Source organism: Actinomadura rugatobispora (assembly GCF_042656285.1).
GTDB lineage: Bacteria > Actinomycetota > Actinomycetes > Streptosporangiales > Streptosporangiaceae > Spirillospora > Spirillospora rugatobispora.
In genome coordinates this window covers 40,475-66,452 of the sequence record NZ_JBHSON010000008.1, presented here as the reverse complement: position 1 = coordinate 66,452, position 25,978 = coordinate 40,475, and the positions used below count along the sequence as shown (strand labels likewise).

Here is a 25,978-nt window from a genome sequence, read left to right as displayed (position 1 = left end):
CCCGGCCCCGCGGGTCAGGCGTCGGCGGCGACGGCCTCCCGCACCGCCGGGACGACCTCCTGCGCCCACCGGCCGAGGACCGTGTCGGCGGGCTCGGCGCCGACCGGGAAGTGGACGAACCCCGACGCGCCGTACTCCAGGACCGCTCCGGCGAGTTCCTCGGCCCACTGCGCCGGCGAGCCGCCCGTCCAGCGCCCCTCGCGGTCCCGGGTGGCCGCGCGCGGCGCGGAGGTGATCGTCCCGGGCAGGTTGAACACGGTGGCGACCTCGGCGGGATCGCGTCCCGCGGCCACCGCGGCCTCGTCCACGAGCGGCCGCGACTCCCGGTAGCGCGCGCTCAGCCAGTCCGCCGCGCGCCCCGGGATCCACCCGTCGGCCCGCCTGCCCGTGACGGCCAGCGACCGGGGGCCCACCGACCCCGTCCACACCGGCGGGGCCGGGACCGCCGCGGGCTCCAGCGCCGTGACCCGGTAGAACTCGCCCTCGAAGGTCACCGGGGAGCCGCCGCCCGACAGCGCCCGGACCAGCGTGATCGCCTCCTCGAACGCGCGGACGGCCGCCCCCGGGTCCAGCCGCGGCACGCCCAGCCTGGCGATGTCGTCCCAGGAGCCGCCCGCGCCCATGCCCAGCACCACCCGCCCGCCCGACAGGGCCGACAGCGAGGTGACCGTGCGGGCCAGCACGGGGGCGGGGCGGGCGGGCAGGTTGGTCACGTTCACCAGCCCCGCGACGCGCTCGGTCGCGCCCAGCGCCACGCCCACGATCGCGTAGGCGTCCAGCCGGCCGCCGGAGTAGGGGTGGTCGGAGACGCTGAACAGGTCCAGTCCCTGGCGGTCGGCCTGGATCGCCTGCCGCAGCGCCGGCGGTCCCGCGGCGGCCGCGGAGTCGATGCCGGCGCCGAACCAGAGCCTGCGTCCCCTCGATGTCCCGGTCATTGTGCGCAATCCTTTCCAGTGGCGTCCGGTGCCATGCAGTGGCACGGGCCTTGAAAATCAGTTCGCGGTGCGAACGGCAGCGGCGGGGCGGCTGGGGCGCGCCTGCCGTATTCTGTCCGCATGGCGAAGGTCGTGGGTGAGCGGATGGGGGTCGTCACCGCGCTGGTGCGCTCGGCGTTCCTGGTGAACGCGGTGTACGCGGGCTCCAGCCGCGAGTACGGGCTGACCCCCCAGCAGGGCGAGCTGCTGTGCGTGCTGATGGCGCGCCCGTACGGCATGAGCGAGCTGGGCAGGACGCTGGGCCTGGCCAAGTCGAGCCTCACCGGCCTGGTCGACCGGACCGTCCAGCGCGGCCTGGTGCGCCGCGAGCCGGTGCCCGGCGACGGCCGCGCCGTGCGGGTCGCGCTGACCGACGAGGGCGCCGCGCTCGCCGACTGCTTCTACGCCGAGACCTGCCGCCGGGTCGAGGTGCTGCCCGAGGGGCTGGACGACGACGAGCGCGCCCAGCTGGCCGCCCTGCTCAGCCGCGTGGTGCTCGACAACGAGGTGCCGGTGGTCTTCATGGAGCTCGACGAGGAGGCCGGCGCCCCCAGGGCCGCTGACGCCGCGGGCGCCGGCGGCTCCGCCGTCAGGTCAGGCCGAACAGTTCGCTGAACCGTCCGACGAACAGGTCGGCGCCCTTGTACTCGGCGACCGTCTCCGCGGGCAGGACGGCCGCGCCCTCGCCGTCCGGCGCGGGCGTCTGGCCGACGCCCCCGCCCGGGCCCAGCGGGAGGAGCACCGACGGGACGGGGGAGGGCCGGTAGGTCGCGGTGGGGCGCTCGCCCCGCGTCGCGGCGATGATGTTCTCCGCCACGACCTCGGCGTGCCGCATCGCGTACCCGGCCATCTTCGCCTCCGCGAGATCGGTGATGTCGCCGAGCGCGTAGACGTTGTCGTGGCCCTGGACACTGAGCGTCTCGGTCACCCTCACCAGGCCCTGGGGCGTGCGGGACGCGGCCAGTTCCTCGCCCAGGTAGTCGCTGTGCACGCGCACGCCGTGGCAGCGGAACCAGATGCCGGCCGAGACGTTCCCGCCGGTGGTGGCCACGGTGAAGTCCTTGGCGGTCCCGGGCGCGACCGGCGGCTCGCCGGCCAGTGCCGTGCCCAGCCGCAGCTCCACGCCCAGCCCGTCCAGCTGGCGGTGCAGGTCGGCGCGCATCTCCGGCTGGAAGCCGGGCACCAGCCGCTCGGCCGGGTCGATGATGACCACCTGCTTGTCCGGCCAGACCGCCTTGATCTCGCCCGCGAGCTCCAGCCCGACCGGCCCGGCCCCGGCGATCAGCACCCGCCCGGCGCCGGAGAGCTCCTCATGGGCGGCCCGGAGCCGCTCCAGCGCCTCACTCGTGGAGTCGGTGTCGGTCTTGGCCGGGAAGGGGTACCCGGAACCTGAGGCCAGGACGACGTAGTCGGCCCGGATCCGGTCGCCCGAGCCCAGGGTGACGCCGCCCGGATCCGCCGAGACGGCGCGTTCGCGCACGACCCTGCCGCGCTTCAGCAGCCGGTCGTACGGGAAGAACATGTTGCCCGCCCAGTCCGGCCGCACCAGCGCGCGCAGCGCCCCGGCGGAGTGCACGAACGCGTCCTTGGGCTCGACGAGCACGACGTCGGTCTCCGGATCCAGCGCCTTGGCCACCGCCGAACCGCCATAACCGCCACCGACGACCGCGACGACTCGTCCCATGCTTCCTCATTTCCATGCAAGGCGATAAATTCGCTTCGCGAACCATACTCGTTCGTGAAACGAACTACAACCGAAGAAGATGGAATCTGGTGGTCGCCCGCAGGTAGGCCGCGAGCGCGCAGGACGGATTGCTTCAATGCTCAACTTACTATGTAAAGGCGCCGGGCTCGTCACCGCCGTCGCGTTGACAACCGGGAAGCGGCCAGGCTCTAATGAGCGGCGGTGTACGCGTGGCGCTACCAGAGACAGGGGCGCTCAGGCCTGCACCCTGACCGCAAGGGGATGATGTCGTGAGCATTTACATCACGGACCGCGCCTGATCGCAGCGATCGCGCGTCGTCGTCCCCACGCGTGGCGGTGCCGGACACCGCTGTTCTCCCGAGTCCTCCGCCGGGCCGTCGTGCCCGTGTGACTCTCCGCGTTCCCCCCCCCCCCCGCCGCCGCGGGGCGGGCCGGCGTGCGTCAGCTCACATCGTTCGCAGCGCCTGACTTCACCGCGCCTGACTTCACCGCGCCCCCGGCGCGTTCCACATCCACGCAAGGAGAGCACTTCGGCATGCCCCATGACTTCAACAAGCAGATCATCCAGGAGTTCCGCGCCAACGGCGGGAGGGTCGGCGGCCCCTTCGAGGGAGCCGTGCTGGCCCTGCTGACCACCACGGGCGCCCGCACCGGCGCGCGGCGGACGTCCCCCGTCGGGTTCGTCACCGAGGGCGGCCGGTACCTGGTGGTGGCCTCGGCCGCGGGCGCGCCCCGGCATCCCGCCTGGTACCACAACCTGCTGGCGGAGCCCCGCGTCACGCTGGAGATCGGCGACGGCGAGCGGATCCGCACGATCACCGCGATCGCCGCGCCCGCCGAAGGGCGGGAGCGCGAGCGGCTGTTCGCGCGGATCCTGCGGGAGGCGCCCGGTTTCGCCGACTACCAGAAGCGGACCTCGCGGGTGCTGCCCGTGGTCGTCCTGGACCCGGTCGGTTCCCCGGACGGCGGCGCGCGGGCGCGTGCGGCCGGTGACGAGCTGGTCGAGCTGCACAACGCCTTCCGCCACGAGCTGGCCGCGCTCCGGTCCGGGATCGGGGCGACGCTGGACGGCGGGGGTGCGGTGCCCGCCGCCGGTCCGCCGGCGTTCACGGCCGAGCTGCGCGAGCACTGCCTGTGGTTCTGCACGTCGCTGGAGCGGCACCACACCGGCGAGGACATGGTGGTGTTCGAGGTGCTGCTGAGGCGGTTCCCGGAGCTGGGCCCCGTCCTGGAGTCGCTGCGCGACGAGCACGCCCGGGTCGCGGAGATCAGGAAGGAGCTGGCGGGGCTGGCCGGTGAGGCCGGCGCGGGCGATCCGGCGCGGATCCGCGCCGAGCTGGAACGGCTCGGCGGCGTGCTGGAGGCCCACCTGGACCGGGAGGAGACGCAGCTGGTGCCGCTGCTGAACCGGCTGGACGAGGTGCCCTGGCCGCGGATCACCTGAGCCCTGGCTCCCCTGCCTGCCTGTCTGCCTGCCGGCTGCCCGGTCGGTGGGCAGGCAGGGGTCAGGCCGTCGGCAGCGGGACGTGGTCGCAGTCGTAGCCGAAGTAGCGCGGCCCCGCCAGCTCGAGCCCGCCCGGGGTGAGCCAGCGCGGGTCGCAGGGCGCGCCGAGGACGGTGACGCGCAGCCCGTAGCGCAGGCCCTCGGTGGTGACCGGTTCGCCGGTGTCGGTGTCCAGCACGCAGATCAGGTCGGGCGTGGTGGCGATGACCGCGCCGTCGCGGCGGGCGAGCAGGTGCTCGTTCTGGAACGACAGCTCCAGCGCGCGGCCGCGGTCCCCGCCGGTGCCCTCCAGGACGGCGCGGCCGCGGGCGAAGCCGCCGGAGGTCCGGCGCCGCACGTCGACGACCTTGCCGGTCAGCAGCCGCACTCCGCCCAGCAGGCGGGCGGCGGACGCGACGGGGTCGGCGTGGGCGGCGCGGGCCTCGCGGACGGTGCGGCCGAGGTCTTCGGCGAGGGTGAGGGTGGCGGGGACGAGCCCGGCGGCGAGCTGGTCGCCGCGCATGACGGTGTCGGCGCAGGAGACCGAGCAGCCCATCTCGACGCAGGCGGTGCGGGCGAGGCGTTCGGACCACAGGTCGGAGACGCCGTCGATGACCAGGGTGTTGCCCTTGTCGTCGGCGACGGCCATGGGCGCGACGGTGACGCCGATGAGGCCGGGCAGGATCATCTGGGCCTCGGGGAAGGCGCGTCCCATGCCGTCGCCGTCGACGACGGGCAGGCCGGTGCGGGCGGCGGCGACGAAGGGGGCCATGGAGTTGAGGCCGCCGACCTCGATGGGGACCAGGTGGGTCGCGGCGCGGCCGAGGTGGCGCTCCAGGGCGCGCAGCGCGGTGACCTCCTCGGTGCAGGCCGGGAGCTTCTCCACGGAGACGGTGGGGGCGCCCATGCCGGAGATGGCCACGACGGTGGCGTCGGCGGGGACCTCGTCGATGCCGACGACGGTGACGGGGCCGTGCTCGCGGATGGCGCGCTGGGCGAGCAGCTTGCCGGTGTAGGGGTCTCCGCCGCCGCCGGTGCCGAGGATGCCGGCGCCGCGGGCGAGGTCGTCGAGGTCGCCGGGGTGGATCTCACGCATGGCGGGCGGCCTCCAGGCGGGCGGGGTCGAGGTCGCCGACGGCCTTGACCCGGAGGCGGGTGGTGCCGCCGGGGAGGTAGGCCAGGGGGATTTCGTCGATGTCGACGACGGTGACGGTGCCGGGGCGGGCCCCGGCGTTCTCGGCGTTGCGGACGGCCTCGTCCCTGGCCTCGTCCAAGACGGCGTCGCGGCGTCCCGGAGGGATTCGGTAGACGCGGTCGATCTCCCCGCCGACCTGGGCGATGGCGGCGCCGATGGCGTTGGCGACGGCGAAGTGGGCGGGGCGGCGGACGTCGGGGAGGCCGGGCAGGCCGCCGGGGGCCAGCAGGACGCTGCCGCCGCCGACGGCGACGACGGGCAGGGGCGCGGGGGAGGTGCGCATGCGGTCGACGGTGTCGGCGATGCGGGCGGCGATGTGGTCGAGCGCGGCCCGGACGGCGGCGCGGTCGAGGTGGGCGACGAGGGCGGGGTCGCCGATGGCGGCGTGGCCGGCGGCGACGGCCAGGTCGGTGGCGGTGAGGACGGTGCCGCCGAAGACCAGGGCGTCGTCGGTGAGGCGGTAGCCGACGCTGCGCGCGCCGCCGGTGGGCGCGCCGGGGCCGGTGAGGCCGACCAGGGAGCCGCCGCCGAGGCCCAGGGAGAGCACGTCGGGGATGCGGAAGTTGGTGCGGACGCCCGCGGTCTCGGACTCGCCGGTGGCCTCGCGAGGGAAGCCGCCGGTGAGGATGCCGGCGTCGGTGGTGGTGCCGCCGATGTCGACGACGGCGCAGTCGGTGAGTCCGGACAGGCGGGCGGCGCCGCGCATGGAGTTGGTGGGGCCGGAGGCGAAGGTGGCGACGGGGTGGCGGCGGGCGTACTCGGCGTCCATGAGGGTGCCGTCGTTCTGGGACAGGAACAGCGGGGCGGTGATGCCGGCCCGGGCGAGGGCCTGGCCGAGGGCGGCGACGATCGTGTCGGCCAGGTCGCGCAGGGCGGCGTTGACGATGGTGGCGTTCTCGCGGGGGAGCAGGCCGACGCGGCCGATCTCGTGGGAGAGGGAGAGATGGACGCCGGCGCCGAGTTCGGCGGCGAGGATCTCGGCGGCGCGGGTCTCGTCCTCGGCGGTGACGGGGGAGAAGACGGCGGAGACGGCGACCGAGCCGATGCCGCGGGCGGCGATGTCGGCGGCGACGGCGCGCAGTTCGGCGGGGTCGAGAGGGGAGATGGGGCGGCCGTCGTATTCGTGGCCGCCGTGGCAGAGGTAGACGGCGGGCCCGTCCCGGTCGCCGCCGGTGAGGGCGGCGCGCAGGCGCGGGGGCCAGTCGGCCATGGGCGGCAGGGCGGCGGTGGCGGGCAGGCCGAGGCGGACGGCGGCGGTGGGGGCGAGCCGGGCGCCCTCCACCAGGGCGTTGACGAAGTGGGTGGTGCCGATCATGACGGCGGTGACGGTGCCGGGTGCGGCGCCCGGGGCGTCCAGCACCGCGGTGACGGCCCGGACGACACCGGTGGTGACGTCCGTGGTGGTGGGCGACTTGACCGTCGCCAGGACGGTGTCCCCGTCCAGCAGGACCGCGTCGGTGTTGGTGCCTCCGACGTCGATGCCGATGCGCACGGGTCCTCCTTGCCGTGGTTGGGGGCGGGTCAGCGCGGGGTGGCGGCGTTCTCGATCTCCAGGGCCGCGGCGGGGTGCTCGGGCTGCTCGACGGGCAACTCGCCGGTGCCGCGGACCAGGCCGAGGCGGGCGGCCAGGAGGTAGCCGGCGCCGGCCAGCAGCAGCGAGTTGACCGCGGGTATGCCCGGCCACTGGTAGTGCTCGCCGGCCCAGCCGGCGGAGGCGGCGATCGCCCAGGCGACGAGGGCGGCGGGGACCCAGCCGGGTTCGGTCTCCGGGAGCCGGCCGGTGGCGCGGGAGGCGTCGAGGACGGGGCGCCAGCGGCGGGCCAGGAAGTACTCGGCGACCATGATCCCGGCGATGGGCGGGGTGAGGACGCCCAGCAGGGTGAGGAAGTCGGCGAAGCGGTCGAGGATGCCCGCGGCGGCCAGCCCGCTGCCCAGCAGCCCGATCCCGACGGTGACCGCGACGCGGGGCAGCCGCACGCCGGTGAGCGTCTCCACGGAGTTGATCAGGCCGAGGGTGGCGGAGTACAGGTTCCAGTTGTTGATCTTCACGGTGGCGGAGATCAGGATGATGACGCCGGCGACGCCGGAGGAGGCGGTGATGATGGCGACCACGTCGGAGGTCTTGACCGCGTAGGCGAGCAGCACCCCGGCCAGGCCCAGCACGTACTCGCCGAGCGAGATGCCCAGCACGGTCTGCTTGACCACGTCCGCGGTGCCGCGGTTGAAGCGGGTCATGTCGGGGGTGGTGACCGCGCCGACGATGTAGGAGCCGGCGACGAGGGTGGCGCCGGTCGCGATCGACATCGCCTCGCCGAAGGGCGGGGAGGCGATCAGGTCGCCGATGCCGTACTTGGAGAGCTGGACGCTCATCGCCCATCCGGCCAGGCCGAGGAAGGCCGGGACGGTGACGAACGCCGTCCAGCCCATGGCCCTGAAGCCCTTGAGGACCAGCAGCGTCACGCCCAGCCCGGTGATCAGCGCCCAGACCCACAGCGGCGGCCCGCCCACCAGGGACCGCAGGCCCTCGGCGAACACGGCGGTCTGGACGCCGAACCACCCGAAGAGGCTGACGGTGATGACCAGGCCGATCAGGGTGGAGCCGTACCGGCCGAACCCGGTCCAGCGGGCCAGCACGGAGGTGGACAGGCCCTCGCGCATCCCGGCGATCCCGACGAAGACGCACACCACTTCCAGGATCACCGAGCCGAGGGTGAGGGCCCAGAACGCGCCCCAGAACGACAGCCCGGCGCCCAAGGTCGCGCCCAGCAGGAACTGGGTGAGGTCGGACAGCTGACCGAAGCGCTGCACGGCCACGTTGAACCAGGGGTAGCGGGCTGAACGCGGCACCCGCTCCAGGGGGAAGTCCTCGTCCGTGCGACCGGTGGTCATGGCGGGCCTTTGAGGCGTGGCTCGGTGGTTGCCGGTCCGGGCCGCCACCGGGCACGGCCCAGCCCCGCCCGAGGCCGGGAAGGGCGGTCCTGTCGAGTGGCCGCACGGTCACAGCCCAGAACCACCCGCACGGACCGCACGGGTGGTCGCCGACGGTGGTGGCCTGGTCGGCCCTGCTGCGCGCCCACACCCTCGGCGTCCCCCCTCCGGGGGAGGGCGTACCGTCCCTGCGCGCTATCCAGAGGGGGAGACCCGCATGTCGGGGGAGCGGGGCCGCTCTGGCGCCGCTCGGGCCTAGGCGCTGGAGACGCGCCGCTGCCGGGGGCCTTTCAGGGTGCGCCTGGGCTGCAAGGGGTTCGTGGCCGGCCTGTCGGACGCTGCCCGGCCCGCCGGCCTCTTTAATCCAATATTCAACTTACAACGTAAAGGCCGGGGGTTGGTGGAGCGCTCCACCAACCCCCGGCCCAAAAACAAAAACCTCAATCGAGGAGACGGCCCCGGAGGATGTCGGTGTCCTCGTCGGTCCAGCCGTGGGAGGCCAGCCACGGCTGGACTCCGCCGTGCTCCTCGTCCACCCTGGCCAGGAACTTCTCCATGGTCGCCGCCTGCGGCACGTGCGTGTCGGCCGGGCGGGAGTCGAGGTCGGCGGCGTAGGTGTCGCTGGCGCGCAGCCGGGCCAGGATGGACTCGATGCGCTCGGCGGTCTGGGCGTAGTCGGCCACGATGGCCTCCCGGGTGACGCCGGCGATGTCCAGCGCCATCGCGCACACCACGCCCGTGCGGTCCTTGCCCGCCGCGCAGTGCACCAGCGACGCGCCGTCGGTGCGGGTCATCACCCGCAGCGACGCCACGATGGAGTCGGCGCGGTCGCGCAGGTAGCCCTGGTAGTGGCCGATCGAGCGGTCGCTCTCGGGGCCGTCCTCGGTCCGCTGCTGCCAGGGGAGGACCTTGTCGAGGTCCACCTCGCCGGAGCCCCGGCCGCCGTTGCGCGCTCCGCCGGTGTCGGCGGCGACGTCGGTGTGCCGGCCGCCTTCGGAGAACAGGGAGAGGTGGTGCACGGTGACCGAGGGCGTGCGGGTCAGCGGGCCGGGGCCCTCCAGGCGCACCTCGGCGTCGCTGCGCAGGTCGATGACGTTCTTGAGTTCGTAGTCGTCGAGCAGGATCCGGATGTCGGAGACGGACAGGTCCTGCAGGTTGTCGGAGCGCAGCACCCGGCCGCGCCGTGTCGTCCGGCCGTCGGCCGTGGGGAGGCCGCCGAGGTCGCGGACGTTGACCGCCCCGTCCAGATCGATCCACCGTGAGCGCGCGTTCATGGCTTCTGAGCCTATATGCCGGGAGCGACGGGATGTTCACCCGGCCCGGGGACCACGGGGCGGGGCGGAATCCCCCCTTGGGGGGTGATGCGCCGGGGCCGGACATGAGACCTGTGAGCCAGGGGGGAGATGGCTCTGCGGCGGGGTGACCGCGCGATCTTGGGCTCCGTAGCGTTCGGGTCACGCCGTTGCGCGTGCGTTCATCCGGGTGTCTCGCCGGGGTGGGCGGCCCCACCGTACCCCCTCGGAGAGAGAGGCCCCGCATGACCGTCACCCTGGAATCCCGGCCGGATCGCGGTTCGGTCGCGAGCGACTTCGGCCCGTTGGCGCGGCGGGTGCGTGAGGCGGGGTTGCTGGAGCGGCGGCGGGGCTACTACGCGTGGGCGATCGGGGCGAACCTGGCCGCGACCGCGGGGGCGTGGGCGGCCGTCGGCTGGCTGGGCGGGTCGTGGTGGGTGCTGGTGATGACGTTGCCGCTGGCGGTGCTGTCGGCGCGGACGGGGTTCCTGGGGCATGACGCGGGGCACCGGCAGATCGCCGCGTCGCATCGGGTGAACCGGTGGCTGGGGTATCTGCTGGGGAACCTGATGCTGGGCATGGGGTACGGGTGGTGGAACGACAAGCACAACCGGCATCACGCCAATCCCAATCATGTGGAGAAGGACCCGGATGTCGGGGAGGGGGTGCTGGTGTGGACGCGGGAGCAGGCCGCGAAGCGGCACAGCGGGCTTGCGGGGTGGATGGCGCGGCGGCAGGCGTGGTTGTTCTTCCCGTTGCTGCTGCTGGAGGGGTTGAACCTGCAGGTGAACAGCGCGCTTGATCTGCGGCGGCTGCCGGTGCGGGATCGTGTGCTGGAGGGGGCGTTGCTGGCGGCGCACGCGGTCGGGTATGTGGCGCTGGCGTTCACGTTGCTGTCGCCCGGGAAGGCGGTGGCGTTGATGTTGCTGCACCAGGCGCTGTTCGGGGTGCATCTGGGGAGCGCGTTCGCGCCCAACCACAAGGGCATGGCGATGCCGGGGCCGGGTGAGCGGTGGGATCATCTGCGGCGGCAGGTGCTGACGTCGCGGAACGTGCGCGGCGGTGCGGTGAACGACTACCTGCTGGGCGGGTTGAACTACCAGGTCGAGCACCATCTGTTCCCGAGCGTGGCGCGGCCGAATCTGCGGCGTCTGCAGCTGCTGGTGCGCGAGCACTGCGAGCGGGTGGGGCTGCCGTATGTGGAGACGGGTCTGCTGGACTCCTACGGTCAGGCGCTGCGGCATATGCATGATGTCGGGGAGCCGCTTCGGTCGTGACGGTCCTATGCTGATCGGTCATGCCTGAAGGTCATACGATCCACCGTCTGGCCGCCGAGCATCAGCGGATGTTCGGCGGCCGGCGCGTGCGCGCGACGAGTCCGCAGGGGCGGTTCGGTGAGGGGGCTCGTCTGCTGGACGGGCTGGTCCTGCGGGAGGCCGACGCTCATGGCAAGCATCTGCTGCTGGGGTTCGGTGAGGACGGGGAGCGGGTGCTGCATGTGCATCTGGGGATCTACGGCAAGTACTTCTTCGGTGAGGCTCCGGCGCCGGTGGGTGCGGTGCGGTTGCGGTTGTCGGGTGGGGCGGGGTACGCCGATCTGCGCGGGCCGAACGCGTGCGAGGTGCTGGATCGGGGTGAGGTGAAGGTGCTGCGGGATCGGCTGGGGGCCGATCCGTTGCGGGCCGATGCGGATCCGGAGGTGGCGTGGCGGCGGATCTCGCGGACGCGGACGAGTGTGGCGGTGTTGTTGATGGATCAGTCGGTGGTGGCGGGGCCGGGGAACATCTATCGGGCGGAGGTGCTGTTCCGGCAGGGGGTGCATCCGCTGGTGGCGGGTCGTGCGCTGGGGCGGGAGCGGTGGATGGGGCTCTGGGAGGACCTGCGGGTGCTGATGGCGGAGGGTGTGCGGGTGGGGCGGATCGACACGGTGCGTCCTGAGCACACGCCGGAGGCGATGGGGCGTCCGCCTCGGGTGGATGAGCATGGTGGCGAGGTGTATGTGTACCGGCGGGCGGGGTTGCCGTGTCTGGTGTGCGGTACGGCGGTGTGCGCCGATGTGCTGGCGGGGCGGAATCTGTTCTGGTGCCCGGCGTGCCAGCCGTCCTGAGGCGTCCCTGAGGCGTCCCTGAGGGGTCGAGGGCGGTTCTGAAGGCGCGCTGAGGGCGGCTTTGCGGTGATGATCGTGCGGTGGACCGGCGTGGCGGGGCCGGTCCACCGGGGTGCCGGTGGGGGTGCCCGGGAGGGGCGGGCGGTCAGCGGTTGGCTTCGGCGGTGTCTTCCAGGCCGGTGATGTCGGTGTCGCCGGCGGGCTGGGCGGTGGCCGCCGCCGGGGCGGGGTCGGGGATCTCGTCGGGGTCCTCGTCGACGCGGCGGAGGTTGTGGGTGTGTTTGCCGCGGAGGGCGTGGGCGAGGGGTTCGGCGGTGCGGGCGAGCAGGGGGCCGGCGACGGCGAGGATGAGGACGTAGGCGGCGGCCAGGGGGCCGAGCTGGGCGTTGGTGCCGGCGGAGACGGCCAGGCCGGCGATGACGATGTTGAACTCGCCGCGGGGGGTGAGGGCTGCGCCGGCGCGCAGTCGTCCGGTGAGGGCGACGCCGGCGCGGCGGGCGGCCATCCAGCCGGTGCCGAGTTTGGTGGCGATGCCGGCCAGGGCGAGGAGCGCGGCGATGCCCAGGACGGGGGGCAGGTCGCCGGGGTCGGTGTGGAGGCCGAAGAAGACGAAGAAGACGGCGGCGAACAGGTCGCGGAGGGGGGAGAGGATCTTCTGGGCGGTGTGGGCGAGGGGGCCGGACAGGGCGATGCCGACGAGGAAGGCGCCGACGGCGGCGGAGACCTGGAGCTGCTGGGCGATGCCGGCGACCAGGAGGGTGAGGCCGAGGACTTTGAGGAGGAGGACTTCTTCGCTGGGGCTGGCGACGAAGCGTTCGACGAGTTTTCCGTGGCGGAGGGCGACGTAGAGGATGACGGTGATGGTGAGGGCGGCGATGCCGAGGGCGGTGGCGCCGCCGATGAGGCCGGCTCCGGCGAGGAGGGCGGTGAGGATGGGCAGGTAGGCGGCCATGGCGAGGTCTTCGAAGACCAGGACCGACAGGACGGCGGGGGTTTCGCGGTTGCCGAGCCAGCCGAGGTCGCCGATGACTTTGGCGGTGATGCCGGAGGAGGTGACGTAGGTGATGCCGCCCATGGCGACGGCGGCGACGGGGCCCCAGCCGAGCAGGAGTGCGGCGATGACGCCGGGTGCGGCGTTGAGGACGAGGTCGATGAGGCCGACGGGTGCGGAGGTGCGCAGGGTGCCGACGAGTTCGTCGGCGGTGTATTCCAGGCCGAGGGTGAACAGCAGGAGGATGACGCCGACCTCGGCGCCGATGGCGACGAAGTCCTCGCTGGCTCCGAGGGGGAGGATGCCGCCTGAGCCGAAGGCGAGTCCGGCCAGGAGGTAGAGGGGGATGGGGGAGATCGAGAAGCGGGTCGAGACCGCGCCCAGGAGTCCGAGGGCGAGGATGATGGCGCCGAGTTCGATCAGTTGTACGGCGGTGTGCATGGTTCTCTATCCGTCGGCGGGGTCGGCGGCGGCCGGCCCGCCGGGGGCGCGGCCGGTGGGCTGGTCGGCGGGCTGTGCCCGGTGGGGGTCACCCCTGGGTGAAGATGGCGGTGACCGCGGAGACGCCTTCGTCGGTGCCGACGACCACGACGATGTCGCTCGCCTCGATGGTGAAGTCGGGGCGGGGGCTGGCGATGACCTGGCCGTCGCGGACGATGGCGACGATGGAGGCGCCGGTGCGGGTGCGGACGCGGGCGTCGGCGAGGGGGCGTCCGGCGTAGGGGGAGCCGGGGGCGATGGGGATCTGTTCGGTGATGAGGCCTTCGACCTGGCGGTGCAGGTCGGCGAGGCGTTCCACGACGCGGCCGGTGCCGAGGAGTTCGGCGATGGCGTTGGCCTCTTCGGTGGTGAGTTTGACGGTGACGACGCAGCTGTCGGGGTCGTCCTTGTCGTAGATCACCAGGTCTTTGCGTCCGGTGCGGTGGGAGACGACCCCGATCTGGCGGCCGCGCCCGGTGGTGAGGACATGCTGCAGGCCGATGCCGGGCAGTGCGGTCCGTTCGACGTCCACGTTCTTTCTCTTTCCTTCGCGTGGGTGGTGCGTCTTGGGGTGGCCGGGGGGCGTCGCCCGCGGTGCGCCGGTCGCGGCCTTCCCCTGGTCACGGTCGGCCATGATCGCAGATGGGGTGGCGTGCTGCCGAATTCGGGGCGTCCCGGACGCAGGGGTGTCCGTTCGGGTGGTGCCGCCGTGGCCCGGGGGGTGTCCACGGGGTGTGCGGGGTGCCGTTGGTGCGGGGTCAGCCCTCAAGGGCGTCCTGCATGACGCGGAACTTGTTCTGGGCTTCGGCGAGTTCGGCGGCGGGGTCGGAGTCGGCGACGATGCCGCAGCCGGCGAACAGGCGGGCGTGGGTGCCTTGGATCTGGGCGCAGCGCAGTGCGATGCCCCATTCGCCGTCGCCGCGGGAGTCGACCCAGCCGACGGGGCCGGCGTAGCGGCCGCGGTCCATGCCCTCGAGTTCGCGGATGAGGTGCAGGGCGGTGTCGGTGGGGGTGCCGCAGACGGCGGGGGTGGGGTGGAGGGCGGCCAGGACGTCCAGGACGGAGCGGTCGCTGTCGAGGCGGCCGTGGACGGCGGAGGCCAGGTGCATGACGTTGGCGAGGGTGAGCAGTTCGGGCCGGTCGGGGACGGTGAGTTCGGCGCACAGCGGGGCGAGTGCGTCGCGGACCATCTCGGCGGCGTAGGCGTGTTCCTGGCGGTCCTTGGCGGAGGCAAAGAGGCGGGCGGCGCGGGCGGCGTCGTCGTGGGGGGTGGTGCCGCGGGCGGTGGTGCCGGCCAGGACGAGGGAGTCCAGGGTGCCGCCGGTGCGGCGGATGAGGAGTTCGGGGGTGGCGCCGACCATGCCGGCGCAGGAGAAGGTGTAGCAGCCGGGGTAGCGGTCGGCGAGGCGGCGCAGCAGGACGCGGGCGTCGATGGGTTCGGCGGCGTGCGCGTGCAGGTCGCGGGCCAGGACGACCTTGCCGAGGCGTCCGGCGCGGATGCGGTCGACGGCGGTGCCGACGGCGCGTTGCCAGGCGGGGGCGGTGAGGGCGCCGTCGCTCCAGGTGAGCCGGGTGGTGGGGCGGGGCCGGTGGAGGAGGGCGAGGGGGTCGGCGTCGGCGCCGATGGTGGTGAGCCAGGCGTGGCCGTCGCGGCGGCCCAGGATCCAGCGGGGGACGATGAGGACCGAGTCGGCCGATTTGGGGTCGAAGCCGAAGCCGCCGAAGGCGACGGGCCCGGTGCCGGGGATCTGGAGGGGGTCGTCGATGGAGGCGGTGGTGAACAGTTCGCGCAGCCATCGGTCGGCGTCGGCGAAGCGGTCGGGGCCTCCGGGGAGGTCGAGGCGTGCGGCCTGGCCCCAGCCGACGATGCCTTCGCCGTGCCTGATCCAGGCCAGTGCGGCCGGGTGGGGGAGGCGGGCGATGAGGTCGCCTGGGTCGGGGATGTGGACGGTGCGGACGACCAGGCGGTCGGGTGCGCTCACGGCCAGGTTCACGGGTGCCACTCTACGACAGAGTTGAACCCGTTCAAACCTGCGTGCCGGGCGGTCTGGTTGAGGTGTGCGCCACATCCGGCCGGGCTCTGGGCGGAGGGCGGTGCGGACCCGCCGCGGGGTGCGCACCGCCCTCGTCTCTGCCCTGTGCGGGTGGTTACCGCTCGGCGGTGCCGGCGCGGCGGCCGACCAGTTTCCAGGCGGCCGGGAGCAGGCCCGCCGCCAGCAGCACCTTCAGCGCGTCGCCGGCCAGGAACGGTGTGAGGCCCAGGTCCAGCGCCTTGCCCAGGTCGACGCCCAGGGAGGCCATCAGGTACGGCACTCCGGCGGCGTACATGATCGTGGTGCCCAGCGCCATGGTGCCGACGGTGCGCAGCGGGGTGCGGTCGCCGCCGCGCTCGGCCAGGCGGCCCACGACCGCGGCGGCCACCACGAACCCGATCACGTAGCCGAGGGTGGGGAGGCCGGTGCCCGACTGCCCGTCGACGAACCAGGGCACGCCGGCCATCCCGGCGGCCAGGTAGAGCGCCATGCCCAGTGCGGCGCGGCCCCAGCCGAGCGCGGCGCCGGCCAGCAGCACGGCGAAGGTCTGCCCGGTGACCGGGACGGGGGTGCCCGGCAGCGGTACGGCGATCTGGGCGGCCAGGCCGACGAAGAGGGCCGAGCCGGCGACCAGCGCGATGTCGCGGGCCAGGGATCCGGGCAGCAGGTCGCCCAGGACGGCGTCGCGCCGCCGGGCTGCGTGAACGGTAGCCACAAGTCCCTCCAAATAGGTTGTGTCTGGCCGAAACCTAGCGAACCGGGTGTTGGCCGGACATGCGCGGGTCGCCACATCCGGTCCCGGCGGTGCGCCGCGCGCGGTGATCAGGCGGGGTCGGGCGGGGTCAGACGGGGGGAGCGGGCTCGTCGCGGGCCAGGTAGACCACGTCGGGCTCGCCGCGCGGCACCGGCACCGGGAGGGCCTGCACGTGCGCGAACCGTTCCCGCAGCAGGCCCTCGAAGGCGGGCGCGGCGCCCGCGCTCCACACCGCCAGCACGCCGCGCGCGGTCAGCCTGCCGCGCAGCGACTCCAGCCCCTGCGGCCCGTACAGGCGGGCGTTGCCGGGCGTGACCGTCCACTCGGGGCCGTTGTCGATGTCCAGGCACGCCACGTCGAACCGCTCGGGCGCGCCGCGTCCCGCCCCGGGGGGCGGTGCCAGCCAGCCGACCAGGTCGCCGAGCTCGACCCGCACGCGCGGATCGTCCAGGGCGCCGCCGGAGCAGGGCGCCAGCGGCCCGCCGCGATGCCAGGCGACCACGGCGGGCTCGCGTTCCACCACCCGCACGTGCGACACCTGCGGCAGCCGCAGCGCCTCCCGCAGGGAGAACCCCACGCCCAGCCCGCCGATCAGGACCCGCGCCGGCGCCGCCAGCCCCCGGACGGCCTCGCGCACCAGCAGCCGCTCGGACTCGCCGTTGCGGGTGTCCATCAGGAACACCCCGTTGCTGATGATCTCGTGGTGGCCGTCGGCGGCGCGGCGCAGCACCAGCTCGCCGCCGTGCCCCTCGGCGCGCTCGACGACCACCGGCTCCTGCGACGACGTTCCGGGAATCCCCATGCCCCGAGCCTAATGATCTCCGGCTCCCGGCGGGGCCGGACGGGCCGCGCCGGGAGCCGCCCGTCACGCGGGGCGTTCCCCGCGAGCGGGTCTCCCGAACGCCCCCGGCCCCGCGTGGAACAGCCCGATCAGCAGCACCCCCGCCGCCGCCGCGCCCAGGGCCCAGCCGTCATGGCCCGCGGTGTCCGCCCAGTGCCACAGCAGCCCGGTCGCCACCAGGCCCACCCAGCCGCTCACCAGATTGGGCACCGGCCCGTTGCCCATCAGGTTCGGGTACGAGCGGCGCGTGATGCCCGCCACGAAGTGGGGGACGGCGTTGCCGCCCAGCACCCCCGCCACCAGACCCAGCACGATCGCCTGCCACATGACCGTCCTCACTTCCTGGTCACCGGTATCGGTGTTCACCCCGGGGCGTCCGCTCCGCCACCGGTCGTCTCGTCGGCCTCGTCGGTCTCACCGGCCGCTGTCGCCGCGGGGGGCCGGCGCAGGAGAAGGGGGAGCAGCACCTGGTCGACCAGCCGGCACAGGAACGCCTCGTCCAGCGGCTCTGCGGTGACCATCACCCGCGACAGCAGCATCGCCGAGGCCACCTCCGCCGACATCGCCACCGCCGGCGGCGCCGCGGCGGCCGGCAGCTCGCCGCGCTCCACCGCCCGCCCGGCCACGACGCCGAACAGCTCCCGCTTGTCGCCGACCACCTGCGCCCGCACGGTGCGCGCCAGCTCCTCGTCCCGCCGCATCGCGATCATCAGCCCGAGCAGCAGCGCCGCGTCCTGTCCGGTCAGGCCCTCGCGCATGATCCCCAGCACCGCCAGCAGGTCCGCGCGCAGCTCCCCGGTGTCGGGCACCGCCGCGGCCGGCCCGCCCGCGTGCCGCCGCACCGCCGCCACCACCAGCTCGGCCTTGCCCGGCCACCGCCGGTAGATGGTGGCCTTGCTGGCACGGGCCCGCACCGCGACCGCGTCCATCGTCATCTGGTCGTAGCCGACCTCGGCCAGCAGCTCCAGCGTCGCCAGCAGGATCGCCTCCTCCCGCGCCCGGCCGCGCCCCACCGCCATGACCCCGCCCCCGTACATCGAAACGAAACCGTTCCGTACACTAGCCGCACGCCGATGTGTACGCAACCGTTTCGATGCGCCCCCGCGACGCCGAAGGGGGGCGGGAAGCCTTCTTCACCTTTCGGTGTTGCCGTGTAACCATGTAATCATCGGGAGGTGCGATGAGCCCCCAACCACAGGACCCGGGCCGCGACCCGCGCCGCGACGGCCCCGGACACGACGAGTTCTCCCACGACGAGCCGCCGCACGGCCCGCCGCCCCGGGACGAGCCGGGGCGGGACGGCGGCGAGGCCCCGCTGGACGCCTACTCCCGCGTCGTCTCCGACGTGGCCCGCCTGATCACCCCGCGCGTGGCCGCCCTGCGCGTGCGGCACGGCGGCCGCGAGGGGGCCGGCTCGGCGGTCACCTTCACCGGCGACGGATTCCTGCTCACCAACGCCCACGTCGTCGGACGCGCCCGCGAAGGCCAGGCCGCCTTCTCCGACGGCACCACCGCCTCCTTCGCCGTTGTGGGCACCGACCCCCTGTCCGACCTGGCCGTGATCCGCGCCGACGGCCCCACCCCCGGCCCCGTCACCCTCGGCGACAGCGACCGGCTGGTCACCGGGCAGCTGGTCGTCGCCGTCGGCAACCCCCTCGGCCTGGCCGGCTCGGTCACCGCCGGCGTCGTCAGCGGCCTGGGCCGCTCCCTGCCCGCCCGCAGCGGCACCGCCGCCCGCGTCATCGAGGACGTCATCCAGACCGACGCCGCCCTCAACCCCGGCAACTCCGGCGGCGCGCTGGCCGACTCCTCCGGCCGCGTCGTCGGCGTCAACACCGCCGTCGCCGGGATCGGCCTGGGCCTGGCCGTCCCCATCAACGCCACCACCCGCCGCATCATCGGATCCCTGATGCGCGACGGGCGCGTCCGCCGCGCCTTCCTCGGCCTGGTCGCCGCGCCCGTCCCCGTCCCGGCCTCCCTGCGCCCCCGGCTCGGCCAGGACCAGGCGCTGCGGGTCGCCGAGGTCGTCGCCGGCAGCCCCGCCGCCCGCGCCGGGCTACGCCCCGGCGACCTGGTCCTCACCGCCGGCGGCGCGCCCGTCAGCCAGGCCCAGAGCCTGCAGCGCCTGATGTTCGCCGAGGCGATCGGACGGCCCCTGCAGATCACCGTCCTGCGCAACGGCGCCATGGTCGACGTCATCGCCGAACCCGTCGAACTCGACCCCGAACACGCCTGACCCGCGCCCGGCGACGGCCCCCGCCCGCCCGCCGCACCGGGCGGCCGCCGGCGGCCGCGATCATGCCGGACGGTGAAGGTTAATTCGCGTGTCGTTGTACGCAAAGCGATACCGTGGTGACACGCTGCCGTCTATCCTCGTGCAGAGAAGATCAACAGGGGCGTCGCCGTCGTGCGCCCTCCGGCGTGACCGCAGTGGGGGGAGGTGCGCGTGACCCGGTGCGCGGGGCTCCGGCCCACCGCCGCGATCACCCGGAGGGCGCTGGTCCTGCTGCTGGGCGCCTGCATGCTGCTGACGCTCGGCGCGGCCGTGCCCGGCGGCGCCGACACCGGACCCGCCCTCCCCGCGCCCGCCACCGCCACCCCGCTGACGGCCGGCACCGCCGGGCCTCCGCCCGGCAGCCCCGCCGGCGCCGCCACCGCCTTCGCCGAGACCTGCGAGGAACGCGAACGGCCCAGCGAACGCGAAGGCGTCGGGCACTCCCACGTCCGCCTGCGCTGCACCGTCTCCGACACCCGGATCCTCAAGACCCCCGACGACCTCTCCAAGCCCTACCTCGACGACCACCGCGCCGGCGCCGCCTTCCACCCCCGCGACCACGACGGACGCCCCCGCGGCCTGCGCACCCGCACGGCCAGGGACACGCGCGCCCTCCTCCAGGTGTTCCGCTGCTGATCCGCGCCCGCTCGAGGCGACCCGCCCGCCCGGCACCACGCCGCGCGCCGAGCCCGGCGCCGCACCGGACGCCCGCTCGCACGTTCCGGCCGAACCCCCGCCGCACCCGCCACTGATCGCCCACAGCCGATCAGGCGGCCGCGCCTGACACCGACCCCGCGCTCGGACACCGTCCGTGGGGCACGCGTCACCACACGTGACCAAGGCGCGGCCGGGCACCCGGCGGCGACACGGCCCAGGCACCGCGAGCACGCCGCACCCGTCCCGCCGGCCACGGCCACCAGGCCGCCAGGCCAACGGCGACGACGGAACGCGGCAGGCGACCACCGGCGGCGACCGGCGACGCGTCCATGCCGCCATCCCGGCACCTCCCACCCGGCCCAGCCACGAGCACGCCGGGCACACCGGGCACGCCGTGCCACACCGCGGCACGACAGGGCGCCCACGGCCACCGCGCCCCGCCTCACACCCGCCTTCTCCGCGCCGGCCACCGCACGGACGCGCGCCGCCCCACCACACCGCGGCCGCCACCACGCCACGGCGCGATCACCGCAGCACGACCGATGTCCGCTCCATCGACGTGCCCGCCACGACGGCGGCGCACCCCTGGGGGAATTCCGCATGCGCTCCTTCGTCGACAACGCCCGCTCCTTCCGCGACCGCATGGCCGCCGACGGCCGCTCCCTGGCCCCGCTGGCCGACGGCCAGCAGCCGCTGGCCCTGTTCATCACCTGCTCCGACTCCCGCGTCATCCCCTCGCTGATCACCGGCGCCGCACCCGGGGAACTGTTCGAACTGCGCACCGCCGGCGGCATCGTGCCGCGCTACGACCTGGCCCGCCCCAGCGGCGAGACCGCCACCATCGAATTCGCCGTCCAGGTCCTGGGCGTCGCCGACATCGTGGTCTGCGGCCACTCCCAGTGCGCCGCCGTCGCCGCCCGCGTCCGCGGCGACGACCTCTCCCACGTCCCCGCCATGAACGGCTGGCTCACCCACCACGCCGCCCGGCCGGCCGAGGCCCAGCTCGCCGACGCCGTCCGCCACCACGTCCTGGCCCAGCTCGACCGGCTGCGCGGCTACCCCTGCGTCGCCGAACGCCTGCGCGAAGGCCGCATCGGCCTGCACGGCTGGTACTACGAAGTCCACACCGGCACCGTCCTGGCCCACCAGCCCGCACCCGCCCCCCGCCCCACCGCGGGCCACACCACCGACGGCCCCACCGCCGACGCCGCCGAGGGCCGGGAGCACACCCGCGAGCACGCCGCCGACCACACCCGCGACCCCGAACCCCGACCCGGCCACGGCCCCGGCGCCTTCCGGCCGCTCTGACCGACCGCTCCGCTCCCAGCCGATTCGGGGAACCCATGACCGCCATCACCTGGCGGCGCGACATCGCCGCCTCCCTCGTCGTCTTCCTGGTCGCCCTCCCGCTGTGCGCGGGCGTGGCCGTCGCCTCCGGAGTGCCCGCCGAACTCGGCCTGATCACCGGCATCGTCGGCGGCCTGGTCGCCGGGCTGCTGCCCGGCAGCAGCCTGCAGGTCTCCGGGCCCGCCGCCGGCATGACCGTGCTGGTGTTCGAGGCCGTCCACCGCTACGGCGTCGCCGCCCTGGGCACCCTGGTCCTGGCCGCCGGGCTCATCCAGCTGCTGCTGGGCGCCCTGCGCATGGGCCGCTGGTTCCGCGCCATCTCCGTCGCCGTCGTCGAGGGCATGCTCGCGGGGATCGGGCTGACCATCATCGCCGGGCAGCTGTACGCCATGGCCGGCGTCACCGCCCCCGGCTCCGGCCCCGCCAAACTCGCCGGACTGCCCGCCCTGCTCACCGACGCCCTGGCCACCCCCGCCGCCGCGGCATCCCTGGGCCTGGGCGCCGCCACCATCGCCGTGCTGGTCCTGTGGCCCCGCCTGCCCGCACGCGTGCGCGCCGTCCCCGGCCCCCTGGCCGCCGTCGCCCTGGCCACCGCCGCCGTCCCCGTCCTGGACCTGCCCGTCGACCGGCTCCAGGTCCAGGGCCTGCTCAATGCCGTCCAGCCGCCCGGCCTGGACGACCTGGCCCCGCTCACCGAACTGGCCGGGCTGGGCACCATCGCCGCCTTCGCCCTCATCGCCTCCGCCGAAAGCCTGTTCAGCGCCGCCGCCGTCGACCGCATGCACGACGGCCCCCGCACCGACTACGACAAGGAGCTCATGGCCCAGGGCGCCGGCAACACCGTCTGCGGCGCCCTGGGCGCCCTGCCCATGACCGCCGTCATCGTCCGCAGCGCCACCAACGTCCAGGCCGGCGCCCGCACCAAGGCCGCACGCGTCCTGCACGGCGTGTGGCTGCTGCTGTTCGCCGCGCTGCTGCCCGCCGCGCTCGGCCTCATCCCGCTGGCCGCCCTGGCCGGCGTCCTGGTCCACGCCGGCTGGAAACTGCTGCCCACCGCCCAGCTGCGCCCGCTGTGGCGGCGCCACCGCGGCGAGGCGATCATCCTGATCTGCACCGCCGTCGCCGTCGTCGCCCTCAACCTGTTCGAGGGCGTCCTGCTGGGCCTGCTGCTGGCCGTCCTCAAAACCGCCTGGGAGACCTCCCACATCCACCTGGAGGTCACCGACGACGGCGACGGCCCCGTCCACGTCGCCCTCACCGGCAACGCCACCTTCCTGCGCCTGCCCAAGATGCTCGACACCCTGGAGGCCCTGCCCCGCGACCGGCCCATCGAACTGGACCTGGCGGGACTGCGCCACCTCGACCACGCCTGCCGCACCGCCCTGACCGCCTGGGCCGACCGCCACAACGACGCCGGAACCCCCGCCGTCTCCCTCCCACCCGACCCCGTCGGCGCCGGCACCTGACCCCCGCAAGCACGGGTTCCGCCGGGCCCGGGACGAGCCCGGCCCGGCGGAACCGCCGCCCTCCCCACCCGCTGCTGCACGGCACCCTGTGCTACACGGGCATGTCCCTGCTGCGGCCCCTGACCGTCCCCGGCGCCGACCGGATGACCTGCGACGGGTTCACCCGCGCGGCCTGCCCGTCCGGGCGCCCATCGCCTACCGCCGCGAACTCGGCGGCGACCACGACGAGAACCTGCTCCTGCGCTCCACCTGGCCCCCGGCCGCACCGCGTGACCCGCGGGCCCCGGCGGGGCCGGGGTCAGCGGCCGTCCAGCGGCTCCAGGTAGCCGCGCAGCACCTTCTTCACCTCGGCGATCATCGCCTCGCGCTCGTCCTCGCGCGCCGAGGTCACCAGCGGCACCATCGCCTGGAAGATCTGGATCAGCACCCTGGCCCGGCGGCTCCGCTCGGCCTCCGGCTCGCCCGGCGCCCGCGCCGCCAGCACCGCCTCCACCCGTCCCGCCAGCGCCGCCTGGATCGGACGCGCCGCCGCGGCCAGACCGGCCGGCATGTCCGGACGCGCGAACAGCGCCTTGAACCCGGGATTGGCGATGTTGAACGCCAGGATCGGATCCAGCATCCGGTCGATCATCTCCGGCAGCGGCAGCGCGCCCAGATCATCGCCCGACTCGAACGCCTCCCGGTGCGCCCGGCCCATCTGCTCCACGAACCGGTCGGCCAGCGCCTGCGCGACGGCCTCCTTGTTGGAGAAGAACTGGTAGAGCGAACCGGGGGAGATCCCGGCCGCCGCCGCGATCCGGTTGGTCGTGGCGGCCTCGTACCCGACCTCGGCGAACACCCCCGCCGCCGCGTCCAGGATCTCCTGGATCCTCCGCTCGCCGCGCGCCTGCCGCCGCGGCGTCCGCGCCTGCTGGGCCATCAGTCCCGATCCCCCTCCACGGCTCCTGCGCCACTCCTGCTCGGCCCCGCGCGGCGCGCTCGCGCACCACCGGCCGGCCCGAGGAGTATTGCAAATACGAGTGTTTGCTCGTATTCTCCCCCTTCGAATACGAGTCGATACTCGCATACTTGTTCAGGGGGAAGCATGCCCGCAAGCCACGGCCCGCCCGCACCGCCGCCCGGCGCCTCACGCCCGGCCCGGCTGCTCATCGGCCGCGCCCGCTGGATCGTCACCGCCGGACTGGCCCTGATGATCCTGGCCGGAGCCGTCGGCGCCGGCACCATCGACGCACTCTCCCTCAACCGCTTCGAAGCCCCCGGGTCGGAATCCATGGCCGCCCGCCACGCCCTGGCCCGCACCCACTCCACCGGCGCCCCCAACCTCGCGCTGCTGGTCACCGCCCGCACCGGCACCGTCGACCGGCCCCGCGTCGCCGACGCCGGCAAGGCCCTCACCCGCGAACTGGCCGCCCGCCCCGGAGTCGGCGACGCCTGGTCCTACTGGACCCGCGGCAACCCCGCCACCCTGCGCAGCGACGACGCCCGCCACGCTCTGGTCCTGGCCTGGATCCCCGGCGACGCCGACCGCGTCCGCCGCGACATCCTCCCCGCGCTCGCCCCCCACTTCACCCGGACCGACGCCGAGGTCACCGTCCGCGTCGGCGGCGGCGACGAGGTCTTCCGCCAGGTCATGCAACAGGCCCGCCAGGACTTCCTGCGCGCCGAGGCGATCGTGCTGCCGATGGTGCTGCTCCTGCTCTGGGCGGTCTACCGCCGGCTCGCCGCCGCCCTGGTCACCGTCGGCGTCGGCCTGTTCGCCGTGCTGGGCTCACTGGCCCTGCTGCGCGGCGTCATCGCCTTCACCGAGATCTCCACCTTCGCCTCCAACATCGCCCTGGTCATGGGCATCGGCCTCGGCGTCGACTACGGCCTGTTCGTCATCTTCCGCTTCCGCGAGGAACTGCGCCGCGGCGCACCCGTCCCCGACGCCCTCGCCCGCACCGTCCGCGGCGCCGGCCGCACCGTGATCTTCAGCGGCATCACCGTCGCCGCCTCCCTGCTGGTGCTGCTGGCCTTCCCCTTCCCCTTCCTGGCCTCCTTCGCCTACGCCGGCGTCGCCGTCGTCCTGGCCGCCGTCCTGGGCGCCACCGTCCTGCTGCCCGCCGCCCTGGCGCTCCTCGGCCACCGCGTCGAACGCCGCAACCCCCCGCCACCGCCCGCCCGCGCCGGAACCGCGGGCCTGTGGCACCGCACCGCCGCCCGCGTCATGCGCCGCCCCCTCCTGCTGGGCGGAACCGCCCTGGGCATCGTCCTCATCCTGGGCGCCCCCTTCCTGGGCGTACGGTTCGGGCTGCCCGACGACCGTGTCCTGAACTCCTCGGCCCCCGTCCGCCAGGTGTACGACCAGATCCGCACCTCCTTCACCGTCGAGGAGGCCGACGCCCTCCAGATCGTCGCCCCCGAGGCCACCGCCGGCACCGCCGCCGACCCCGCCACCACCGGCGCCTACGCCGCACGCCTCTCCCGCGTCGAGGGCATCGTCCGCGTCGACTCGGCCGCCGGCTCCTACACCCGCGGACGACCCGTGACCGCCCCCATCGGCGCCCGCCACACGGCCCCCTCGGGCACCGGGACCTGGCTGTCGGTCGTCCCCGCCTCCCAGCGCCTCGACGCCGACGCCGTCGGGCTCGTGCGCCAGATCCGCTCCGTCCCCGCCCCCTACACCGTCCAGGTCGGCGGCTACCCCGCCGAACTCGCCGACTACCGCGACGGCGTCACCGCCCGCCTCCCACTGGTCGCCGCCCTCATCGTCGCGGTCACCTTCGTGGTGCTGTTCCTGATGACCGGCAGCCTGATCGCCCCGCTCAAGGCCACCGTCCTCAACATGCTCAGCCTCTCGGTCATGTTCGGCGCCCTGGTCTGGGTCTTCCAGGACGGCAACCTGTCCGGCCTGCTCGGCTTCACCCCCACCGGAACGATCGAACCCAGCATCCCCATCCTGATGTTCTGCATCGCCTACGGCCTGTCCATGGACTACGAGGTGTTCCTGCTGTCCAGGATCAAGGAGGAGTACGACCGCACCGGCGACCCCGCCGGATCGGTACCCCTCGGCATCGCCCGCAGCGCCCCGCTGGTCACCGCCGCCGCCCTCATCCTGGCCGCCTCCTTCGCCGCCTACGCCACCGGCCGCGTGGTCTTCCTCCAGCAGCTCGGCATCGGCATGGCCCTGGCCGTCATCGTCGACGCCACCCTCATCCGCGGCGTCCTGGTCCCCGCCTTCATGAGCCTGGCCGGCCACGCCAACTGGTGGGCACCCGCACCCCTGCGCCGCCTCCACCGGCGCATCGGCCTCACCGAATCCCCGCCCCCCGTCGACCACACAGGCAGCGTCCCAACCGCGGACACGGCCACCAGCCCGCCCCAGAACGCCCGCACCTGACCCCGCCGACGGGCCGCACGACACCCGGCAGAACCTCCACGCGCTCACCGCTGACCGCCATGGAAACCCAC

At 74.4% G+C, this 25,978-nt stretch carries 23 protein-coding genes; 9 read left to right on the top strand and 14 right to left on the bottom strand.

Features of this window, described 5'->3' with window-relative positions:
• Positions 1 to 14: 14 nt before the first annotated feature.
• Positions 15 to 935: an LLM class flavin-dependent oxidoreductase gene (locus ACFPZN_RS07595; protein ID WP_378281087.1), complete on the bottom strand. Its 921-nt coding sequence runs from the start codon at positions 933 to 935 to the stop codon at positions 15 to 17.
• Positions 936 to 1,055: 120 nt separating this feature from the next.
• Between ACFPZN_RS07595 and ACFPZN_RS07590 the strand changes: the two genes are divergently transcribed.
• Positions 1,056 to 1,589, top strand: a complete 534-nt coding sequence (locus ACFPZN_RS07590; RefSeq protein WP_378281086.1) for a MarR family winged helix-turn-helix transcriptional regulator — start codon at positions 1,056 to 1,058, stop codon at positions 1,587 to 1,589.
• On the opposite strand, the gene ACFPZN_RS07585 is transcribed toward ACFPZN_RS07590, so the two are convergent.
• Positions 1,564 to 2,658 carry an NAD(P)/FAD-dependent oxidoreductase gene (locus ACFPZN_RS07585; protein ID WP_378281085.1) on the bottom strand — a complete coding sequence of 365 codons (1,095 nt, stop codon included), beginning with the start codon at positions 2,656 to 2,658 and terminating at the stop codon, positions 1,564 to 1,566. The two genes, ACFPZN_RS07590 and ACFPZN_RS07585, sit on opposite strands and share 26 nt — an antisense overlap.
• Positions 2,659 to 3,214: 556 nt before the next feature.
• Here ACFPZN_RS07585 and ACFPZN_RS07580 point away from each other — a divergent pair.
• Positions 3,215 to 4,123 (top strand): nitroreductase/quinone reductase family protein, encoded by a 909-nt coding sequence (locus ACFPZN_RS07580; RefSeq protein ID WP_378281084.1) that lies wholly within the window; start codon positions 3,215 to 3,217, stop codon positions 4,121 to 4,123.
• Between the two features lie 61 nt (positions 4,124 to 4,184).
• On the opposite strand, the gene ACFPZN_RS07575 is transcribed toward ACFPZN_RS07580, so the two are convergent.
• The 4 genes from ACFPZN_RS07575 to ACFPZN_RS07560 all read right to left on the bottom strand — a co-directional run bounded on the left by ACFPZN_RS07575 (position 4,185) and on the right by ACFPZN_RS07560 (position 9,559).
• Positions 4,185 to 5,258 (bottom strand): DUF917 domain-containing protein, encoded by a 1,074-nt coding sequence (locus ACFPZN_RS07575; protein WP_378281083.1) that lies wholly within the window; start codon positions 5,256 to 5,258, stop codon positions 4,185 to 4,187.
• Positions 5,251 to 6,849 carry a hydantoinase/oxoprolinase N-terminal domain-containing protein gene (locus ACFPZN_RS07570; RefSeq protein WP_378281082.1) on the bottom strand — a complete coding sequence of 533 codons (1,599 nt, stop codon included), beginning with the start codon at positions 6,847 to 6,849 and terminating at the stop codon, positions 5,251 to 5,253. The genes ACFPZN_RS07575 and ACFPZN_RS07570 overlap by 8 nt, the downstream gene beginning before the upstream one ends.
• A gap of 29 nt (positions 6,850 to 6,878) precedes the next feature.
• A complete protein-coding gene (locus ACFPZN_RS07565; protein ID WP_378281081.1) occupies positions 6,879 to 8,246 on the bottom strand; it encodes a purine-cytosine permease family protein in 1,368 nt (455 codons plus the stop codon).
• 479 nt (positions 8,247 to 8,725) lie between these two features.
• On the bottom strand, positions 8,726 to 9,559 hold the full coding sequence (locus tag ACFPZN_RS07560) for a tyrosine-protein phosphatase (RefSeq protein ID WP_378281080.1): 834 nt from the start codon (positions 9,557 to 9,559) through the stop codon (positions 8,726 to 8,728).
• A gap of 263 nt (positions 9,560 to 9,822) precedes the next feature.
• Here ACFPZN_RS07560 and ACFPZN_RS07555 point away from each other — a divergent pair, with 263 nt between their 5' ends.
• Positions 9,823 to 10,854, top strand: coding sequence for a fatty acid desaturase family protein (locus ACFPZN_RS07555; protein ID WP_378281079.1), 1,032 nt, complete (start codon positions 9,823 to 9,825; stop codon positions 10,852 to 10,854).
• A gap of 20 nt (positions 10,855 to 10,874) precedes the next feature.
• Positions 10,875 to 11,684, top strand: coding sequence for an Fpg/Nei family DNA glycosylase (locus ACFPZN_RS07550; RefSeq protein WP_378281078.1), 810 nt, complete (start codon positions 10,875 to 10,877; stop codon positions 11,682 to 11,684).
• Between the two features lie 145 nt (positions 11,685 to 11,829).
• Here the strand turns inward: ACFPZN_RS07550 and ACFPZN_RS07545 are convergent, their stop codons facing one another.
• The 7 genes from ACFPZN_RS07545 to ACFPZN_RS07515 form a co-directional block, all read right to left on the bottom strand.
• Positions 11,830 to 13,116, bottom strand: coding sequence for a cation:proton antiporter (locus ACFPZN_RS07545; protein ID WP_378281077.1), 1,287 nt, complete (start codon positions 13,114 to 13,116; stop codon positions 11,830 to 11,832).
• Positions 13,117 to 13,204: 88 nt separating this feature from the next.
• On the bottom strand, positions 13,205 to 13,687 hold the full coding sequence (locus tag ACFPZN_RS07540; RefSeq protein ID WP_378281076.1) for a cation:proton antiporter regulatory subunit: 483 nt from the start codon (positions 13,685 to 13,687) through the stop codon (positions 13,205 to 13,207).
• A gap of 226 nt (positions 13,688 to 13,913) precedes the next feature.
• Positions 13,914 to 15,149, bottom strand: coding sequence for an isochorismate synthase (locus ACFPZN_RS07535; RefSeq protein WP_378281075.1), 1,236 nt, complete (start codon positions 15,147 to 15,149; stop codon positions 13,914 to 13,916).
• Between the two features lie 154 nt (positions 15,150 to 15,303).
• On the bottom strand, positions 15,304 to 15,903 hold the full coding sequence (locus ACFPZN_RS07530; RefSeq protein ID WP_378281074.1) for a biotin transporter BioY: 600 nt from the start codon (positions 15,901 to 15,903) through the stop codon (positions 15,304 to 15,306).
• Positions 15,904 to 16,030: 127 nt separating this feature from the next.
• Positions 16,031 to 16,744 carry a spermidine synthase family protein gene (locus ACFPZN_RS07525; RefSeq protein ID WP_378281073.1) on the bottom strand — a complete coding sequence of 238 codons (714 nt, stop codon included), beginning with the start codon at positions 16,742 to 16,744 and terminating at the stop codon, positions 16,031 to 16,033.
• Positions 16,745 to 16,807: 63 nt separating this feature from the next.
• Positions 16,808 to 17,110 (bottom strand): hypothetical protein, encoded by a 303-nt coding sequence (locus ACFPZN_RS07520; protein ID WP_378281072.1) that lies wholly within the window; start codon positions 17,108 to 17,110, stop codon positions 16,808 to 16,810.
• A gap of 35 nt (positions 17,111 to 17,145) precedes the next feature.
• A complete protein-coding gene (locus ACFPZN_RS07515; RefSeq protein WP_378281071.1) occupies positions 17,146 to 17,820 on the bottom strand; it encodes a TetR/AcrR family transcriptional regulator in 675 nt (224 codons plus the stop codon).
• A gap of 143 nt (positions 17,821 to 17,963) precedes the next feature.
• Between ACFPZN_RS07515 and ACFPZN_RS07510 the strand changes: the two genes are divergently transcribed.
• The 4 genes from ACFPZN_RS07510 (at position 17,964) to ACFPZN_RS07495 (ending at position 22,528) form a co-directional block, all read left to right on the top strand.
• On the top strand, positions 17,964 to 19,019 hold the full coding sequence (locus ACFPZN_RS07510) for a S1C family serine protease (RefSeq protein ID WP_378281070.1): 1,056 nt from the start codon (positions 17,964 to 17,966) through the stop codon (positions 19,017 to 19,019).
• A gap of 210 nt (positions 19,020 to 19,229) precedes the next feature.
• The gene (locus ACFPZN_RS07505; RefSeq protein ID WP_378281069.1) at positions 19,230 to 19,694 is read left to right on the top strand and encodes a hypothetical protein; all 465 of its coding nucleotides are present in this window, start codon (positions 19,230 to 19,232) and stop codon (positions 19,692 to 19,694) included.
• A gap of 621 nt (positions 19,695 to 20,315) precedes the next feature.
• Entirely contained in the window at positions 20,316 to 21,023 is a 708-nt protein-coding gene (locus ACFPZN_RS07500) for a carbonic anhydrase (protein WP_378281068.1), read from the top strand.
• A 35-nt stretch (positions 21,024 to 21,058) separates the two neighbouring features.
• Positions 21,059 to 22,528, top strand: coding sequence for a SulP family inorganic anion transporter (locus tag ACFPZN_RS07495; RefSeq protein ID WP_378281067.1), 1,470 nt, complete (start codon positions 21,059 to 21,061; stop codon positions 22,526 to 22,528).
• A gap of 298 nt (positions 22,529 to 22,826) precedes the next feature.
• Here the strand turns inward: ACFPZN_RS07495 and ACFPZN_RS07490 are convergent, their stop codons facing one another.
• Positions 22,827 to 23,447 carry a TetR/AcrR family transcriptional regulator gene (locus tag ACFPZN_RS07490; protein WP_378281066.1) on the bottom strand — a complete coding sequence of 207 codons (621 nt, stop codon included), beginning with the start codon at positions 23,445 to 23,447 and terminating at the stop codon, positions 22,827 to 22,829.
• A 165-nt stretch (positions 23,448 to 23,612) separates the two neighbouring features.
• Here ACFPZN_RS07490 and ACFPZN_RS07485 point away from each other — a divergent pair, with 165 nt between their 5' ends.
• Complete coding sequence (locus tag ACFPZN_RS07485) at positions 23,613 to 25,907, top strand: MMPL family transporter (protein ID WP_378281065.1); 2,295 nt, start codon at positions 23,613 to 23,615, stop codon at positions 25,905 to 25,907.
• The last annotated feature ends 71 nt before the right edge of the window (positions 25,908 to 25,978 follow it).